General features: G+C 41.9%; 21 protein-coding genes. 2 read left to right on the top strand and 19 right to left on the bottom strand.

Annotated features, from left to right (window positions below):
- Positions 1 to 759: 759 nt before the first annotated feature.
- The 3 genes from AC58QG_RS15600 to AC58QG_RS15590 form a co-directional block, all read right to left on the bottom strand.
- On the bottom strand, positions 760 to 1,131 hold the full coding sequence (locus AC58QG_RS15600; protein WP_497363039.1) for a hypothetical protein: 372 nt from the start codon (positions 1,129 to 1,131) through the stop codon (positions 760 to 762).
- A gap of 64 nt (positions 1,132 to 1,195) precedes the next feature.
- Positions 1,196 to 1,426, bottom strand: coding sequence for a hypothetical protein (locus AC58QG_RS15595; RefSeq protein WP_497363038.1), 231 nt, complete (start codon positions 1,424 to 1,426; stop codon positions 1,196 to 1,198).
- A 287-nt stretch (positions 1,427 to 1,713) separates the two neighbouring features.
- Complete coding sequence (locus AC58QG_RS15590; protein ID WP_497363037.1) at positions 1,714 to 2,292, bottom strand: LURP-one-related family protein; 579 nt, start codon at positions 2,290 to 2,292, stop codon at positions 1,714 to 1,716.
- Between the two features lie 288 nt (positions 2,293 to 2,580).
- Between AC58QG_RS15590 and AC58QG_RS15585 the strand changes: the two genes are divergently transcribed.
- Positions 2,581 to 3,162, top strand: coding sequence for a hypothetical protein (locus AC58QG_RS15585; RefSeq protein ID WP_497363036.1), 582 nt, complete (start codon positions 2,581 to 2,583; stop codon positions 3,160 to 3,162).
- A gap of 81 nt (positions 3,163 to 3,243) precedes the next feature.
- Here the strand turns inward: AC58QG_RS15585 and AC58QG_RS15580 are convergent, their stop codons facing one another.
- The 12 genes from AC58QG_RS15580 to AC58QG_RS15525 all read right to left on the bottom strand — a co-directional run bounded on the left by AC58QG_RS15580 (position 3,244) and on the right by AC58QG_RS15525 (position 10,976).
- Complete coding sequence (locus AC58QG_RS15580) at positions 3,244 to 3,525, bottom strand: YciI family protein (protein ID WP_497363035.1); 282 nt, start codon at positions 3,523 to 3,525, stop codon at positions 3,244 to 3,246.
- A gap of 70 nt (positions 3,526 to 3,595) precedes the next feature.
- Complete coding sequence (locus AC58QG_RS15575) at positions 3,596 to 4,123, bottom strand: dihydrofolate reductase family protein (protein WP_497363034.1); 528 nt, start codon at positions 4,121 to 4,123, stop codon at positions 3,596 to 3,598.
- An 88-nt stretch (positions 4,124 to 4,211) separates the two neighbouring features.
- Positions 4,212 to 4,769: a YdcF family protein gene (locus AC58QG_RS15570; RefSeq protein WP_497363033.1), complete on the bottom strand. Its 558-nt coding sequence runs from the start codon at positions 4,767 to 4,769 to the stop codon at positions 4,212 to 4,214.
- A gap of 85 nt (positions 4,770 to 4,854) precedes the next feature.
- A complete protein-coding gene (locus AC58QG_RS15565) occupies positions 4,855 to 5,244 on the bottom strand; it encodes a VOC family protein (RefSeq protein WP_497363032.1) in 390 nt (129 codons plus the stop codon).
- A gap of 29 nt (positions 5,245 to 5,273) precedes the next feature.
- Positions 5,274 to 5,645, bottom strand: coding sequence for a VOC family protein (locus AC58QG_RS15560; RefSeq protein WP_497363031.1), 372 nt, complete (start codon positions 5,643 to 5,645; stop codon positions 5,274 to 5,276).
- Positions 5,646 to 5,815: 170 nt separating this feature from the next.
- Positions 5,816 to 6,136, bottom strand: a complete 321-nt coding sequence (locus AC58QG_RS15555) for a hypothetical protein (protein WP_497363030.1) — start codon at positions 6,134 to 6,136, stop codon at positions 5,816 to 5,818.
- Between the two features lie 180 nt (positions 6,137 to 6,316).
- Positions 6,317 to 6,982, bottom strand: a complete 666-nt coding sequence (locus AC58QG_RS15550) for a DUF4309 domain-containing protein (RefSeq protein WP_497363029.1) — start codon at positions 6,980 to 6,982, stop codon at positions 6,317 to 6,319.
- A 265-nt stretch (positions 6,983 to 7,247) separates the two neighbouring features.
- Positions 7,248 to 8,048 carry a class I SAM-dependent methyltransferase gene (locus tag AC58QG_RS15545; RefSeq protein WP_497363028.1) on the bottom strand — a complete coding sequence of 267 codons (801 nt, stop codon included), beginning with the start codon at positions 8,046 to 8,048 and terminating at the stop codon, positions 7,248 to 7,250.
- Between the two features lie 198 nt (positions 8,049 to 8,246).
- Positions 8,247 to 8,816: an AAA family ATPase gene (locus AC58QG_RS15540; protein WP_497363027.1), complete on the bottom strand. Its 570-nt coding sequence runs from the start codon at positions 8,814 to 8,816 to the stop codon at positions 8,247 to 8,249.
- The gene (locus AC58QG_RS15535; protein ID WP_497363026.1) at positions 8,813 to 9,109 is read right to left on the bottom strand and encodes a hypothetical protein; all 297 of its coding nucleotides are present in this window, start codon (positions 9,107 to 9,109) and stop codon (positions 8,813 to 8,815) included. The genes AC58QG_RS15540 and AC58QG_RS15535 overlap by 4 nt, the downstream gene beginning before the upstream one ends.
- A 405-nt stretch (positions 9,110 to 9,514) precedes the next feature.
- Positions 9,515 to 10,405, bottom strand: a complete 891-nt coding sequence (locus AC58QG_RS15530; RefSeq protein ID WP_497363025.1) for an RCC1 domain-containing protein — start codon at positions 10,403 to 10,405, stop codon at positions 9,515 to 9,517.
- A gap of 28 nt (positions 10,406 to 10,433) precedes the next feature.
- On the bottom strand, positions 10,434 to 10,976 hold the full coding sequence (locus AC58QG_RS15525; protein WP_497363024.1) for a GNAT family N-acetyltransferase: 543 nt from the start codon (positions 10,974 to 10,976) through the stop codon (positions 10,434 to 10,436).
- 208 nt (positions 10,977 to 11,184) lie between these two features.
- On the opposite strand from AC58QG_RS15525, the gene AC58QG_RS15520 reads away from it, so the two are divergent.
- A complete protein-coding gene (locus AC58QG_RS15520; protein ID WP_497363023.1) occupies positions 11,185 to 11,520 on the top strand; it encodes a nuclear transport factor 2 family protein in 336 nt (111 codons plus the stop codon).
- 138 nt (positions 11,521 to 11,658) lie between these two features.
- Here AC58QG_RS15520 and AC58QG_RS15515 read toward each other — a convergent pair whose 3' ends face one another.
- The 4 genes from AC58QG_RS15515 to AC58QG_RS15500 are packed head-to-tail and all read right to left on the bottom strand — an operon-like array spanning position 11,659 to position 16,584.
- Positions 11,659 to 13,002 (bottom strand): sulfatase family protein, encoded by a 1,344-nt coding sequence (locus tag AC58QG_RS15515; RefSeq protein ID WP_497363022.1) that lies wholly within the window; start codon positions 13,000 to 13,002, stop codon positions 11,659 to 11,661.
- 14 nt (positions 13,003 to 13,016) lie between these two features.
- Complete coding sequence (locus AC58QG_RS15510; protein WP_497363021.1) at positions 13,017 to 14,693, bottom strand: ABC transporter substrate-binding protein; 1,677 nt, start codon at positions 14,691 to 14,693, stop codon at positions 13,017 to 13,019.
- 48 nt (positions 14,694 to 14,741) lie between these two features.
- On the bottom strand, positions 14,742 to 15,638 hold the full coding sequence (locus tag AC58QG_RS15505; protein WP_497363020.1) for a carbohydrate ABC transporter permease: 897 nt from the start codon (positions 15,636 to 15,638) through the stop codon (positions 14,742 to 14,744).
- 13 nt (positions 15,639 to 15,651) lie between these two features.
- Positions 15,652 to 16,584 (bottom strand): ABC transporter permease, encoded by a 933-nt coding sequence (locus tag AC58QG_RS15500; protein WP_497363456.1) that lies wholly within the window; start codon positions 16,582 to 16,584, stop codon positions 15,652 to 15,654.
- Positions 16,585 to 17,060 lie beyond the last annotated feature (476 nt).

Raw genomic sequence — 17,060 nt, 5'->3', positions numbered from 1 at the left:
TTTGAGTTCGCTTATTTTAACGTTTGCACTGTTTTATGTATGCATAGCCATCCATCGAGCCCAATAGGAGTATGTTCTGGAGGTGCTCCAAGAAATTAGAGCGCAATGAACAACAAGAGAAGGCAGCCAGATTAGATCGGCTGCCTTCTCTGAGGGACGGGCAGGATAACACAATCAAAGTTATCAATTTATGAGACGAATCATCGTAATGTTTATGTCACTTGAGTTCCAATTCACGATCTTGGTGCTTGAGCTTTTTTTCTTTTATAAATTTTTCAAGAAGCATAATTATCATCTGTCATCCATGCTCAGAACTGTAGAGGATCGTTCCTTCATCATTCCATACTGATCCCTGGCTTTCCATGCCTAAATGAATATACACATGAATTAGGGAAAGGATTATCTTCTTGAACTGACCCTTCCACTTCCAGCTTCATCTAGAGGTGATCATAAAACATATCAAACACCACGCTAAACTCCCTCTATGGAGAAACGCTTTGCTCTTAAATACTCTCGTTTTTAAGAAAGCATTCAGTCAATCCCCCCGAACGTACCGCAAGCTGAAATTAATCGGTTCTGAGAACTTCTGATGCTCCGCTACCTACACCTTTGGGTATACTAATCTTCCACATTTTAACATAACCCGTTGAAGTAATCTGCCCGTTAGCTGAGAAGGCTACCGATCCATTGCTGTCGGTAGCCTTCTCCTGATGTTTATTGAGCTATAGTTCCTCATTAGCTAAATATACAACGAGTTATCTATCCATTCATCGCTGTAATTAGGAAACAAATTGCAGCGAGAAAAGATAATGGTGTCATAACGAGCTTTTCCTTTTTACTTTTGGACAAAGCATTCATTATGGTATTTACTATTAAATAAAATGAAAAAAAATAACATACTCCTTTTGCAATGGTTGTTAAAGCATCTATCGAGATTACATTCCCTGCTTGAAGTATGAAGATGATTGCAACCAACTGAATTAATACCGAAATTGCACATGCAACTCTCATTTGTTTTGGCATTACTTTATACTTACCGCCCATGGCAAACTCTCCGTAAGGTAAACCCATAGCTAACATTATGTACAAAATAGCAACTGATAAAAATACAACACTTCCAATTAATGCCATTATCACTTGGACACCCCGATTAAATTTACTTAGAATCCTGCCCGTTAGTTGAACAAATTAAAGGTCATCTTTGCTTTCTGAATTTATGTACTTCTATTATCAATTCTATCGAGCAAAAAGCCACCGTTAAAATACCAATAAAAGATAAAATATTGAGTATGCATCTAACTGTAATATAAGCGATTGGCATGCTATCGAAAAGGTTTTGTATTGTATGAAATGCAATCGAATTATTTAAAAATAGAAGAATTACACCAGCTAATACTCCGTAAAGTAAATTTTTTTTATGATCCATAATCCATAAAAACCTCCTTTTTATGCAGTTACTTACAGTTCTTTTTATTCGCTGTTGTGTTTCCATATTCCTTCCAATCTATAACAGGGAAGGCTTCCACGGTTTTTATTATTCAACCTTACTGCCCTTTAGCTTAATGGGGCTATATGAACCGTTGTGATTGGGACAATGTTCTTGACCTCCACCATTTGTAGTTGTCATGTTTAATAAGGTAATTGGGAGAACTTATTATTACAAAACAACGTCACCACATCTCGTGGTGACGTTGTTATAAAACGAATACGTTTCTATCCCTGATTGCCCTCGACAGCGATCAGCAGCACCGCGGAGGCGAGGCCCAAACGGCGATCAAGCTTGTCGTTGTGGTCAGCGGAGAAATCGAGGTTTAACTTTTGAACGAACGGGTTGAAGTTTTGTTTGAACTCCGCAACCTTGGTACCGTTCATCTCTACGATGTAATGCTGAGGAATCAAATTCGTCAGGAATCTTCGCAAAAGAGCAAGCAGCGCGTTATCTTCCTTAATCAATCCGATCTCCGAATCACTTGGGCTCAAAATCACCCATTCATCCTTGAAGAGCGACTTCATCCCTTTGCGCCGCAAAGAACCTACCTTGTGCCCGGTTTCGACATCAACTACGTCGAAGATTGAGGAAAAATCAATGACGCTTCGCGCTTGAATGCTTAACAACTCATCTTGCATTGTTTCATCCCCGTATATGCGGATGTCTTCCTTCAGCTTGAAGGCTTTCATCTTCGAGAACAGAATTGCCTTTTCATCAATGTCGAAAATATCGATTTTTGCACCAACTAGAGAAAGGATCTGTTTTCTAACAACGAATTTTTGATGATTGAATTTCCGATTCAAGTCTTCGCCCCCTGCATGATTCCTTTTTGTATTGAATTCAACTAACATTATCTTCATGACTTGCTGCTAACCACTCCATATAGCTTAGAATACTTACATCATAACTCATCCGATGACCTTAAGTTAATCTTTTTAATTACTCAACATTTCTGCCCGTTACTTCTAAGTTTACTAGACTGTATATCTATGTCATCCACAAATGTTCAATATAAAGTATATACGACATAAACGGAAAAACCACTAATACACATAGAAGGAGTAAGGAATTTTAAGCGGAGGTGTCAGAGAATGCTTGAAAATCAGGCGGTCAAGACTTTTTCAGTCATCAGTGCGATTACAATGGTTTTATCTTTTCTGGGTCAGCTTGCTTACTTTTTTGTTGAGAAATCAAGAGTCTTGGATGTTGTTAATACTTCGTTCGCCTCGCTATGGATCATTAGTCTTATCTCCATTTACTTAACCCAGTCGAAAAGCCTGGGTCGCTTCGGTACATTCAGTTTTATGATCACAGCAGTCGGCCTTGTTTGGTCTACCAGCTATGCTTGGGCTCATCAATTCGCAGGCCCGGTTCTTGAACGATTCCAATCGGGAATCATGGATTATCATAATTTGCCACAACCTCTTCTTAATGGAGCATATGCCGCCTTCAGTATAGTCGGACTCGGATTTTTTCTGTACGGCCTTTCGATGATCGTCGGCAAAGTATCACGATGGCAAGCCGTGTTTTTCATTATTAGCGCAATTACCTTACCTACCGGATACTTTGCTCACATTCTCCCGCTCGCCCTTATTTATTCCTTCTTTATGCCTATCGCTTTTTTTGCAATTAACTTGAAGGACTTGAAAGCGGTTAAAGCAGCTGCTAATTAATCCTTTCATACTATAATGAGTCCGGAATACTTCCAAACAACGGAGGCGTTCCGGACCCATTTTTGTCTGTCCCATTAGATTCTATTTATTTAAAAGAACTGCATCAGTCACGATGTCCCACTCGTGAATTTCGTACCCTCTTGCCTGATGAATTATGTATGGATCTTGCTTTACGATCCCGAGCACTTCCTGCTCAGTTTCGGCCATATAGATGACGAGCCCCCCTGCACCATCAACAAATCGTCCGTTGGCAAAAATCTTTCCTTCACTGCGACGTTGTGCCAAATAATCGAGATGCTGCTGACGGAAGTCCTGACTTTTCTGCACATCGAGCATAGGTAGAAATACTGCAAAATGTTTCATCTTTACACTCCATCCTTCTCTAATAAGTTATAGTTAGTCCATGCGAACTTGTTCAGCAGTTGCAATTAAGTCATTTTGTTACATAATGCAGCTGCACAAATTGCCCGAAGCGCGTAACTTCTTTTAAGCTCAGTATTGTCTCGGGGTTGCCAGTTTTAAAGAGAGGAATTCCTTTACCCAATACAATTGGAACGATTGAAACGATCCATTCGTCGATGAGTTTTGACTTGATCAGCTCGTCCGCCAATCCCGCGCCTCCGACAAGCCAGATGTCCGAACCTTCACAATTCTTCAGTCGCTGTACAAAAGTCGTCGGATCTTCTTGTACGAACGTGACGATTGAATCTTCACGACTCTCAGTTCTCGAAAACACATAACTTTTCCTGTCCGCATGGGGATACTTTTCTACCATTGTCAGTAAATGATCGTATGTAGCTTTGCCCATCAGAAGCGTGTCCGTAGTATCGTAAAACGCCGAAAATCCATTGTCGCCTTCGCCTTCTACAGCGAACATCCAGTCTAGATTTCCATCTTCTCTGGCTATAAATCCGTCTAGGCTCATGGCGATAAAGAAGACTAATTTTCTTGATGTCGACACCTTAATCCCTCAGATCCGTAAGTTTTAATTGTCACACTCTTATGCTTTTTAAGTATACCGTAAAGCAAGTATGATTAAACTATCCTGCCTATTCGATCCCAATTCGGTGTATAGCAGGTCTAAAATATTTCCCTACCTTTTCTAGCTCATTCATTACGTGCTTTATTTTCTCTTCATCTTTAAACCAGTTATCCTTTGAAGTCCCTGTTTTGTCTATCACTGGGCTTACATAAAAAACAGTCTCTCTTGGAAAAACAAATTGATAGGTTAAAAGTGCTCTTCGAGCGTGATAATTTTTACAGACTAGAACAACCCTTCTTGCGTGAATTCCTTGTTGTTGTAATACTTCCAGTGATAAACGAGCATTTTCAAAGGTATTAGTTGCTCTATCTTCCTTAAATATTGATTCCGAAGGTACTCCTAATGACATCCCAACATTTCTCAGATATTCCCATTCAGTTGTTTCTACATGCGGGGTGGCACCACCAGAAGGTAGTATAAATGGAGCGATGCCTTGATGATATAACGTTGAAGCCCTTTCCATTAGTTGAGGATGGCTAGCGCCTGGTATTAAAATAACATCTGATTGACCCAGTTCCGTTTCGAAAAACATAAAATCGCTAATACAGTCGAATGGAAAAGGCATAAGAACCCCCTAAGCATCCTACCGATATTTCGGTAGCCTGTTATCGTGGAGCAATATTGTAATTCCGCTATAGTAAAAATCAAAATTAATGTTTCTGGCAAATCGTAATAACATTAAAATCGGGGTCTCTCATATTGAAAAACGACACTTGATTTGACTTATGTATTCCACCATAAATAATTTCAAATCCAAGCTCTTGTACAAATTTTGCAGCTTCATCAATATCATCAGAAGGCATAAAAAACAAAGGAGGAGCCGACTGTGGAATTGGAATTTTATCCATTCCGTTTGAATCAATCATTATTTCCATTCCGTTTGGTAAATGGAATAGATGCAAATGCCCGAAATTATCCTTTTCTTCAATTGGAAAATTTATCAATTTACTATACAACTCTACTGATTTCTTTAAATCTCTAGACCATAAAATAACAGAGGTAATTTCACTTCTTACTGGACTCTTTACTTCTTCAACCATTTATCCACCTCTATTTGAAGTATTTTCAATCAATTTATATGTACTTCAATGACGCTAATCATATTTCCGTTATTATCAGTAAGATCAAACCGTTTAGGTTCACCGTTCCTTACCTCTGAAACCGTCACTCCATTTTTCTCGAGTCTAGCCCTCACTTGTTCTACATCCTTCACAACAAAATTGAATGGAGTGTATTTATTAATTGGTACAAAGTCTGAGATTTGCACTAAATGAAATCCACAGTTTGGGGCTATTGCTAGTCCGGCCATTCTTTCATTGCTCCAACGCAAACCGAACCCAAACATGTTTTGGTACCACACTAACGATTCCTGAAGATTCTTCACAGGTAGAAAGACTGCATCAATTCGGTCAACAAACTGTTCAACAACTTGTTCACTCACTGAAAAACCACCTTTTATAGAAGTACATTCCCTCATCATAATACAGCACATTTGTTCTCATGTAAATATTTTCCTTTTGTAATTTACCTACCCGTTACTTGAACAGGCTGCCAGCATGCCGGCATTGTGCTATCGTTTCTCGTTAGTTTAGCGAAGCCACATTGGAGCTACTAATCATGGGTTACCTCATGGCTCTCTAATTTTCCATTTTGATCGAATTGCAGTTTAAGTAAACTGTCATCAACCCCTAGACCAGCTCTCCCCAAGTAGTAAACATACTGAAGAACAGGTTCATCAACCTTTTGCTCAGGTCTACCTAATAAACTAATAATTTCGTTTTCCGTTTTTCCTTTGAGTTCGTATTTATCTAACAAATTATACACCATACTATTTCTTTTCTCGGGATCATCTAACCAACGGTCTGTATTAAATTGATTTTGACACGCACAAAGTAATAGTAATAACAACAAGGAGAGGAATATCTTCTTCACAGTTTACACTCCTATCTACGGATCTCTCTTATATCAGAAGAAAATGGGGTGGAAATCGTTGCGTTATCCTCCCGTTACTTTGATAAACAAAAGAGGAACTGCCGCGAAGCAAGCCCCTCAACGATAGTTATCCGTTAGTTTTATGATGAAACGTAATCAAGGTGTATCGGTCCAATTCATCTATTTCTTCTTTAATGTTAAATAACTTATTTGTCCCTCTTTTGAATCAGCAATAAAGAAAACCTGATATTCACCAGCTTGATACACATAAGCCCATCCGCCGTCAACATCTTCACCTTCTGAGAGCGGTTTCCCGATAATATCTCTAACTTCATTTAAACGATATGGTATTACATTTCCGCTAACTCTAATCGCACCAGCATTTTCATCAGGTTTCCAAAAAAAGAAATAGTAACTATGCCATCTATAAAATTGGGTTTGCCAGGAACCAATTTGATGTGGTTCTCCCCAGTTTTGAATAACATCATTTTTATTTGCCCCTATTCCGAACTCAATACCTTTGATTTTACCTTCGGAAGCACAGGTAAGAAATTCTTTATCTAACGTCAACTTTTCACTTAAATTAGTATCTTCGATTAAAATGGTTTTCGTTTCATCTTCGTATTTAACGATTTTCCCCATATTTTCAGCCACGAAACGAACAGGTACATATGCATGACCGTTATGATTTAACACAACATATTCAGTCGTATCCAACTCTTTGGTTTCACCATTAAATACAAACTTGGCAGGAAACAAGTACGCTTGAATTGTGTCTGAGGCATACACGGCAGTTGTCGCTGTTAAACCAATTCCGCAAATTAGACCTAAAACAAACTTTTTCAAAACTCATCACTCCCATTGTTTATTCTAACGAATTAGACGAATCGAAAAAGTAAAAAGTTACCATTTTCATTGATTTTTCACAAAGCTTTTATTAGTACAATATTCCACTAAACTGCCCGTTACTTGAGAAAAGGCAGCAGATCCATTTGGTTCCGCTGCCTTCACATGTTCTAATTGAAATCACGTTCTTCGTTAGCTTAATAAGGTCCTTAGAGGAAAGGCTGCTACTTGATCGCACAACTGGAGGAAGCGCTTGATACCCTCGTCAAACCTTTGTGGCCTGCAGCGAGAAGGTGAGTGGAATATCGTTGGCAGAGTCGTTCCATCGCCACCGTCCGTCCTCGCTCTGCGTCATGAACGGGAATCGTCGATTGCCACCATGGGAGAACTCATGGAGATAGTCTAAGCGCAGGCCAGCAGCGATCAAAGCGTTCAGGATATCGCTGAAACTGTAGCTCCAGGCATACTCGACGCTCCGCTGATTGGCCGCTGGATCAGAATATGGCAGGAGACCCTCGATCCGAAGTGGTTGCTCCGTGTGAAAGTAAGGGTAGCGTGTGTGCAAATCCGTCACATCGGCAGTATCATCAAAGACATTGAGAAACGGATGCTCCTCCTGTAGGTACAAGATGCCGCCTGGTTTGAGGAAATGCGCGATGATCTTCGCCCACCGACCAAGATCGGAGAGCCAACACAAGACACCGCCTGACGTAAAGATGATATCGAACGTATCGTCGAGTACCTGGGGCAGCTCGTAGATGTCCGTGCAGAGAAAACGCGCATCTAGCCCTGTTTCCTGGCTCAAACGCTCGGCGAGCGCAATCGCATCCTCGGAAAAATCTACCCCAGTAACGTGCGCACCGAGACGAGCCCAGGAGAGCGTATCCAAACCAAAGTGACACTGGAGGTGCAGCAACGACTTACCCGCCACATCGCGCAGTTCCTCATGATCAATCGGTGTCAGGTTGGATTTGCCTGCCTTGAACCCCGCGATATCGTATCTGGCGGCATTGACGGCGGTGCGAGCGTTCCAATGCATGCGGTTACTTTCCGTATAATCAGTCATGGATGAATCGCTCCTTCGGATGATCTGTTTATTAAAAAAAGACGCTGGCCGTAGTGAAAGATGATTACGCTTATATTTCTACCGAATTCAATGAATGGTGCCCAATTATATCCATAATATGGCGGTAGTCGAACTTTATTAAGGGATAATATTATTGTATTTGTTTTGTACTGAGATTCGAACTATCCTGCCTGTTAGCTAAGAAAGCTGCCGCCAATAGTCTGCTTGTAGTAGCATCTTATTGCTGTTTGCTACAATGATTTTCTTATTATGTATCTCTAAGAACTCATATATCTTCTTCTTATTTTCATTATCAAATTTGTGATTCCATTTCAACATTTCAACTAACCCTTTTAATGTTTGTTTGTAATTTGAATTTTCAAATCCCGTTCTCTGTTTAATAAATCTGGTTATAATTCTTATAGCTCTTTTTAATGGATTTGGAGTTAAAAAAATAATGATATCTGCCTCTTCAAAACTTCGAGCTAACCACTTGTAATAAATACCCTCTACAATCCACTGTTCTTGAGTTATAATTTCTTCCAGTAATTTATCTCTTATTTCAGGCGGATTCTTCCCGCTAAACTCGACAGAGCCACTCCACATCACACTATCTAATTCATAGTAAGGAATATTTAATCTATTCGAAAGTTCTCTAGCTAAATATGTTTTTCCACTTCCAGTTGATCCAATTATATGGATTTTTTTATTGTTTATCATGTTCCGTCCTTTTTCATATTGTGCTATCGTCCTCGTTAGTTTAGTCACCTATCATTTATGTTGTTTGAATGAATAAACTTTCGTATTTCCTCAGTAAGAGGTACTATCGTGCCTCCCTGAGATCCCGTAATACTACCATCTGAATTTAGACCTATCCCATTTGTAAGATGGATTTCATTCATATTTACGAGTTTAATTGTTGCAATCTCGAACTGAGTCCCTTTACCAGTTATATCGATTGCCACTTCATCACCAGTCTTTAGCGATTGTGCCCAAGAGAGTTTTTCTTGATTAAATTTGCTACCCAGTCTAAGTAGATTTGTAAGCTGTTGATTCCTCATACACATCTCCCTTTCATAAAATTTCACTTACAATTACTAAACTATAGTTTCCTGTTCGTTAAGGTCTATAAGAATAGAGAGAAATGCTAATCTTTAGATTTTAAATAAACAATTAGACTAATGAATGCTAATACAATACATGGTAAATAAAAATATTCCGCACTATCCTTAGATAATCCCCACCAAATTCGATCTCCACTAGTTATTTGGGCAGTGAGACCAATAAAGTAAATTGCCATAAGTATGCTGGAGACCATTATGAAAACGCTGAGTTTGCGCATTATCCATTCCACCTATTTCCATTTATTGTTATCCTAATGTAGACGCTTTGGGAATACGAATTGTTGCGAAACCTCCCCGTTAATTCCATGAAAAAAAGAAGCTGCATTGCGGCAAGCTCCTTCACTATCGTTCTCCGATGCCACGCCAGCCGTTTACATCGCATTGGCCATATTCATTATCACCCACAGCAACCACCGTGCCGTCCGATTTAAGGCCGAGAGTATGAGTGCAACCCGCCGCTACCGCCACAATATCGCGCCAGCCACTTACATTGCATTGTCCATGCTCATTCCTACCTACAGCTGCCACCGTTCCGTTCGATTTAAGACCGATTGTATGATTACTACCCGTCGCTATCGCCACAATACCGCGCCAGCCGCTTACATCGCATTGGTCATGCTTATTCAAACCCACAGCCGCCACCGTTCCGTCCGATTTAAGACCGACGGTATGAAGGTACCCCGCCGCTATCGCCACTAAGTCGCGCCAGTCGCTTACATTACATTGGCCATACCGATTATTACCCACAATCGTCACCGTTCCGTCTGATTTAAGCCCGACGGAATGCCAGTCACCCGCCGCTACCGCCACCATATCACGCCAGCCGCTCACATTGCATTGGCCTTCATTATTTCGACCCACAGCCACCACCGTGCCATCCGATTTAAGACCGACGGTACGACGCCAACCCGCCGCTACAGCTACAATATCGCGCCAGTCGTTTACATCACACTGGTCATGCTTATTCCAACCCACTGCCGCGACCGTTCCGTCCGATTTAAGACCGATTGTATGAGCATTACCCGTGTTCGTCGCCATATGAACATTACCAACCGCAACCGCCACAATATCGTGCCAGCCGCTTATATCACATTGGCCATATTTATTATCACCCACAGCCGTCACCGTTCCGTCCAATTTAAGACCAACGGAATGACGACGACCCGCCGCTATGGTATCTTTTGGCCACCGTTTCACCTTTAACGCCGCTTCAATCGGTGAAGTGTAATCCATGTTTTTACCTCCTTGAAAACAAGACATCTTATATGATTTTCCATTCATCCGCTAGGATGCCGAACACCAGTGAGTCTCGCCAACCGTCTTTTATTAACAGTGCATCCCTCAATCTTCCCTCTTGTGTCATCCCTATTTTGGCAAGTACTTTAGAGGATCCTATATTTCTTGGGTCACAAGTTGCATAAATTCGATGGAGTTGAAACTCCTTAAAGCCAAAATCCACTAATAATTTAGCAACTTCCGTAGCGATTCCTTTGCCCCAATAATCAGGATGCACTATATAGCCTATCTCGCCATTTTTATGTGTAAAACATCTGATATTAAATTCTCCTGCACCGATCATTTTTTCTGTACTTTTCTCAACTATCGCAAACACAAAACGTGTTCTAGTTGTTTCATTAGTGTCAACTAAGATTTGATTTACAAATGCTTCTGATTGATCTTCAGTGTTAGGTCCCCAAGGTTGGAAACGGCAAACAATTTCCTGCGAAGCATACGCATGAACATCAAGCCAGTCAGAAGACATAAATTCGCGTAAATATATTCGATCCCCAATAAGATTGTTCATTTGCACCACTCTCCCCCTGATTCTCAATACTGTGCACAAGTATTCGCTATTAATTAACTAATTACCTTTTAATCAAATTATTCTGCTGTTTCCCCTACATAGAACTCTGTTTAAACGAATGTATCTAGTCTTAGCTCACTCTTCCTCTTTGAGGCAATTTTTAATATACTATCTACTAACAATATCTTTATTTATGGAGGAAAGTAATATGAGAGAATCTGTTGTACAAAGACAATTACAAGCATATAACGATAAAAATATTGACTTATTCATGGGATGTTATAGTGAAGATGTTAAAATATATAATTTTCCTAATACACTTACCATGGAAGGCCAAGCGGCCATGAGAGAGCGCTATCAAAAACTGTTCGAATCATACCCTAATATGATAGCAACTGTTGATAAAAGAATATTTCACGGGAAATATGTAATTGACCATGAAGAAATAACTGGAAGATTAGAAGGTGCTATTCTAGAAGCAGTTGCAATGTATGAAATAAAGGATGATCTAATTACAACGGTTTGGTTTCTTAAAGGTGATTAAATGAATTCAATAAATTGGGCTCACCTACTCGGATTGATATCCTAAATAACTGAAAGAAAGGTACAGCATCCTCATTTTTTTTGAGTGGGCTGTACCTTTTGATGTGGTTAAGGAACTTTTTCAGTGACAATTTTTGACTTAGCGTCTGCTCGTTTCCTCTCGCAATGCGTTTTCTAGTCGGGCAACCGTTTCTAACTCAGACTCGGCTATATTGGTCGTTTCCCAAGGATCCGTGGTCACATTGAAAAGCCATTTCCCGTTATCCTCCGTCCTAATGAGCTTATATTGTCCATCCGAGATGGTGGTCCAACCGCTTGTATTATGCTTGATTTTACTCAACGCAGAAATTTGATACTGCCTATGCACGAACGTTTCCCCACGCAAAATCGGCAGCAGAGAAGCTGAATCTTTCGCTTCTTCCATCGTACCACCTGCCAATCCAACGATTGTGCTAGTTAGATCCTGCAGCTCAACAAGGGCAGCTGATTGTGCCGACACCGGAATTCCCGGCCCTGTGATTACGAGTGGAATATTAACAGATGCCCGTTCTGGGCGTGTTTTGCCGAATTTATTGTAATCGCCAAGCATTTCACCATGATCCGAAGCATAAATGATAACCGTACGATCAAGCTCCCCACGCTTTTCCACTTCATCTAACAGCAAACCGACGTTGCGGTCGATGTTTTCCAGCATCGCTGCATAATTTTGGCGGATGGCCGTTATTTCATCGGAATCGAGCTCGCAGCCAATCGCCGAAGGGAACGGGACATCCCTCCAGCGTTCATTCATGCTGTGAGTAATATCCCATGGATTGTGAGGTCCCGTAAAATTCACCTGTAAGAACCACGGCTGGTCGTGCTGAAACTCCTGCAGCAGCCGAATGCCATTTTGCGTCAGCCAATTATCGCAATACGCATCGTCTGGCAAATTCGTCGGCACTGTGCTATTGCCTCTTCCGGTCATATCCTTGAGATGGATATCCGCCAATCCGCGTTCATACATGAATTGCATATACGGATCTTTCGGTTCCTCACGTCCAGAAACAATCGCATCGATTTTGCCAGCATTATCTACGCCATGCGTAAATCCTAACTCGCCGAGCTCGTCGATCCATCCGTCAAGCCCCCACCAATGCGTCGCTTTATGCAGGTCGAATTTCCCTACACCCCCGACGTTATACCCTTGTTCCTTTAATTCGGAATAAAATGTCCTCTGCTTCAGCGGATAATCGTTATGGTTTCCCTCAACACCGCAGCGGTGATAGCGCAAGCCGGATGCCAGACTCGCCCGGGCCGGCGCGCAAAGCGGTGATGGCGTGATCGCATTGGTAAAGTGAATACCACTTTCCATCAACTTTTTTAGATTGGGCATGCGCAGTGGCAACGATTCTAAGCCAAGCCGCTGCCATTCCTCCTGCTCAAACGGCAGCCAGTCAGCTCGGTGTTGGTCAGGAAATAACAATAAAATATTAGGCTTATTCATGGTTCCCCTCCAGCTTATTTCTTTTTCGCTTTGGCATCATACGCTTCTTGATAAATTTGCACATAGCGTTCAATCTTCATGGCTTTTAACTTTTGCAAATACGGTTCCCATTCCTTATCCAAATTAACGTCACCCGTTATAAACCGAGCTGTCATTTCTTTTAAATAGTCATTGATCGTTTTCGACAAATCGTTCAGTTCACCAAGCTGATCACTTGTAAAATAAAGCGGCGGAACAATGGTTGCTGCATTTTGTTTGTAGGCCTCATATTTATTCTTCGTTTCATTAAATAGCGTAATTTCGTTATTTGGCGGCGTGAGTGCTCGCAAGTCTCTTAGATCACTGGTACGGAAATGAGGCCCAGTCGTTGCCCAGGCTACATTTTGCAGGCTGCCAATATCAAACGTTGTAAACCATTTTGCCGGCTTTCCGTTGATGCCAATTTCTCCCTCTTTCGCTGCTCTCCACTCCTGATCAGGTCGACCGTAGCCTTTACGCATCGTAACTTCTTCGCTGTACATCGCATCAGCCCAACGGAATGCAACATCCGGATGCTTGCTGGCACTCGTAATCACATAGCTTCCACTTCGTGCCACATCATACGGATTGTAAGGTGTCTGGCGCTGTCCTTGCGGCCCCTTCAAAGGTGGAACTGCTGAGTACTCCAGCCATCTAGTGACTTTACCGGCAATGTTAGTGAAGTTACCAAGGGAAGTTGCTGGGACAACACCGACAATGGCTTTGTCAGGATTTTCGCCAAGCTTTTTCAATTGAGCGAGATCTTGGGTGAAGGACTCGGGAGCGATCAGCCCCTCCGCATACAGTTTATGTAAATATGCAAGCCCTTCCTTCCACTCTGGCTTATTAAAAGCTGTATCGATTTTGCCATTCGTCATCATCATCGAAACCGCATTGTTAAAAGGACTGTTAATAATAAAACTATTCATTAGGAATCCATCAATATTGGTATTCTGACCTCCGATGGAGCCCACTAGCGGTATTTCATCTGCTTTGCCATTTCCATTCGGATCTTGCTCCTTAAATGCTTTCAACACCTTATAGAAATCGTCGGTTGTCTCGGGCATTTTTAAGCCCAGCTTATCCAGCCAAGTCTGGTTGATCCACATCTTTTGACTCAAAACACAATGCGAGCATTCCGCTACTTGCGGCAGCGCATAAATATTGCCATCCGGAGCAGTGATACTGTCTTTTACCTGGGGAATCGCCGCAAAAACCTTATTCGTTTCCACGCCATACTTCTCAATTAACTTATTCAAAGAAAGAAACGTACCTTCGCTGCCGTACATCATTTGCTGCGCTGGCGTCACACCTAAGTCCATAATGACATCCGGATAGTCCTTGCTGGCGAGCATCAGACTCAACTTCTCCTGAGCCGATTTTTCCGGGACAATTTCCCAATTGATATGCACATTCGTTTTCTCTTCGTACCATTTCGTAAATTCATTGGTCGTAAAATCTTCTACTGCCGCATTTGACTTAACCATGACCTTAAGCGTTGTTTTTTCCTTCGTAATTGGGAAGGCACCTTGTGGCTCTGCGATGTACGACTGATCTGCACCTGTCGTCGCTGTGGTTTCGGCAACGTTATCGTTACTCGAGCAACCGGCCATAGCGACCATGACGATCGCCCCGCTCAACCACAATTTCTTAGCATTCTTTAATGTACGCATTGTTTTTTCCCCTATCATCTTTTATTTATGGTTTGTAAATCTGTATCGTTACCCCTTAAGGGAGCCAACCATAACACCTTTAACAAAATGCTTCTGAACAAACGGGTAAATCACCAGCATCGGAACGGTCGATATGACAATTAAGGAGTATTTGAGCAGTTCCCTTAGCCCCTCCCTCCTAGCGGCGTCATCTGTGTCAAGAAGCATCGACACGTCAACCTCGTTTTGGACTAAAATATCTCGCAAGACAATCTGCAAGGGAAACAAGCTTTGCTGCTTAATATAGATGAGCGCATTGAAATACTGATTCCAATGGCCGACTGCATAAAATAACGAAATCACCGCAATGATTGGTCCAGATAATGGCAGCACGATTTTCCATAGAAAACGAAAGTCACTGCATCCGTCCATTTTCGCGGCCTCCAGCATTTCTTCCGGTATGGCCGTTTGAAAGAAGGTCCGCGTGACGACCATATTCCAAATATTGATGGCCCCTGGCAGCATTAACGCCCACGGCGTATTCAAGATTCCCAGATCTTTGACCAGCAAATAAGTGGGAATTAAACCACCGGAGAACATCGTCGTGAACACGAACAGGAACATCAGTACACTGCGACCGTCCAAATCCCTCCTGGAGAGCGGATAGGCGGCTAATAACGTAAACGCAACATTAATTAAAGTTCCAATGACCATGTAGAACAAGGAATTACGGAAACCCGTCCAAACCATTTTATATTTGAAAACGGCCTTATACCCTTCCAAAGTCGGGTCAATCGGCCACAACCACACTTTCCCCGATACTAAGGCTGCGTAGCTGCTAAATGAGGCGCTAACGATATAAATCAATGGATATAGAATCGTGATGATCAGCAATCCTACGCAAATGTGATTTAACAAAGTAAATCTCGCATCGCCTTTGGATTCTCTTATGGCTGTTTCCTTCATGAGCTGTTCCTCCTTACCATAAGCTTGACTGTTTCGTTTTACGGGCAATTTGATTGATCGTGATGAGTAAAACCAAGTTAATGACTGATTTGAAAAGACCGATTGCTGTAGAATATGAATAATTGACCGACTGAGAGGCAAGACCAACCTTATACACATACGTATCAATCACTTCGGAAGTCCGTAAATTGAGCGGGTTTTGCAGCAGCAGCACCTTCTCGAAACCTACATCCAGAACATGCCCCGTATTCAAGATCAGCATGATGATGGCCACGGGCATTATCCCCGGCAAATCAATATGCCATATTCTTCGCAGCTTACTGGCGCCATCCATCACCCCTGCTTCATGGAGCGAAGGATCAATGCCAGATAGCGCCGCCAAATAGACGATGCAGGAGAAGCCGACATTTTGCCAAACACCCGACCAGACATAGATGGATTTAAACCATTCTGGTTTGCCCATGATGTTCACGGTTTCTCCAGTTGCCCAGCGGATGCCGTGTCCGATCAGCCCATTTCTGGGATCCAGCAGGGTTACGATTAATCCCACCATAACGACGACGGATATAAAATGCGGTGCATAAGTCACCATTTGCGCGAAGCTTTTAAATCTTTTGGACTTCACATAATTCAAGCTTAACGCCAATAAGATCGGAAACGGGAAGCCCGCAATCAGTGAATACAAGCTGAGTAGGAGCGTATTCGCTAGTAAACGTGTGAACTCGTAGGAATGGAAAAACCGAATGAAGTGTTTGAAGCCTACCCAATCACTGCCTGAAATTCCTTTGGTCGCGGTGAAATTTTTGAAAGCGATCTGAACACCATACATGGGAATGTACTTGAACAGAATCAAGTAAAGAATTGGTAAGGCTAACAGTACATATAACTGCCAGTTTCGGATCAGACGGCCCCACAGGTGGGATACCGATGTTGGCTTTGCAGCCATCGTCTGTGCGGGTAATCTTGGCTTCGCCTCCAAGAGCAACGACCTCCTTTTGTCATCATCATCAACGTTATTTTGGTAATTCCGATATGTTTAATATGAATTAGTAAAACAATAACCGATGAGCCGCCGATTTGGATAGTGGAAATCGCATGCTGAGTATGCATTTGCTTAGAATCCGCATTATTCATTTGCTTTTTGGTATGCATTAGCTTGGAAGAAACCCTTGATTCGGAAAGTGACAATTTAATCCAGCTCATGATGTTGCTGTTACACCATGTACCGGCCATTCGAATGGGAAATCGACAGTAGCAACAACCTAAGCTGGAACTCTTTTGCGTTCCCAGGCTAGGAAGCTTTCGGGGATTAACTGGATTTCCTACATCTATTTTCGGGGAAAACTAGCTTTTGGGGAGTTTAACTGGATTTTCTACATCTATTTTTGCTCACAATGACCCATTTGGCGAAATCGGCCTGAA

It is taken from the genome of Paenibacillus sp. J22P169 (assembly GCF_059691995.1).
This window is presented reverse-complemented; position numbering and strand designations above follow the sequence as displayed.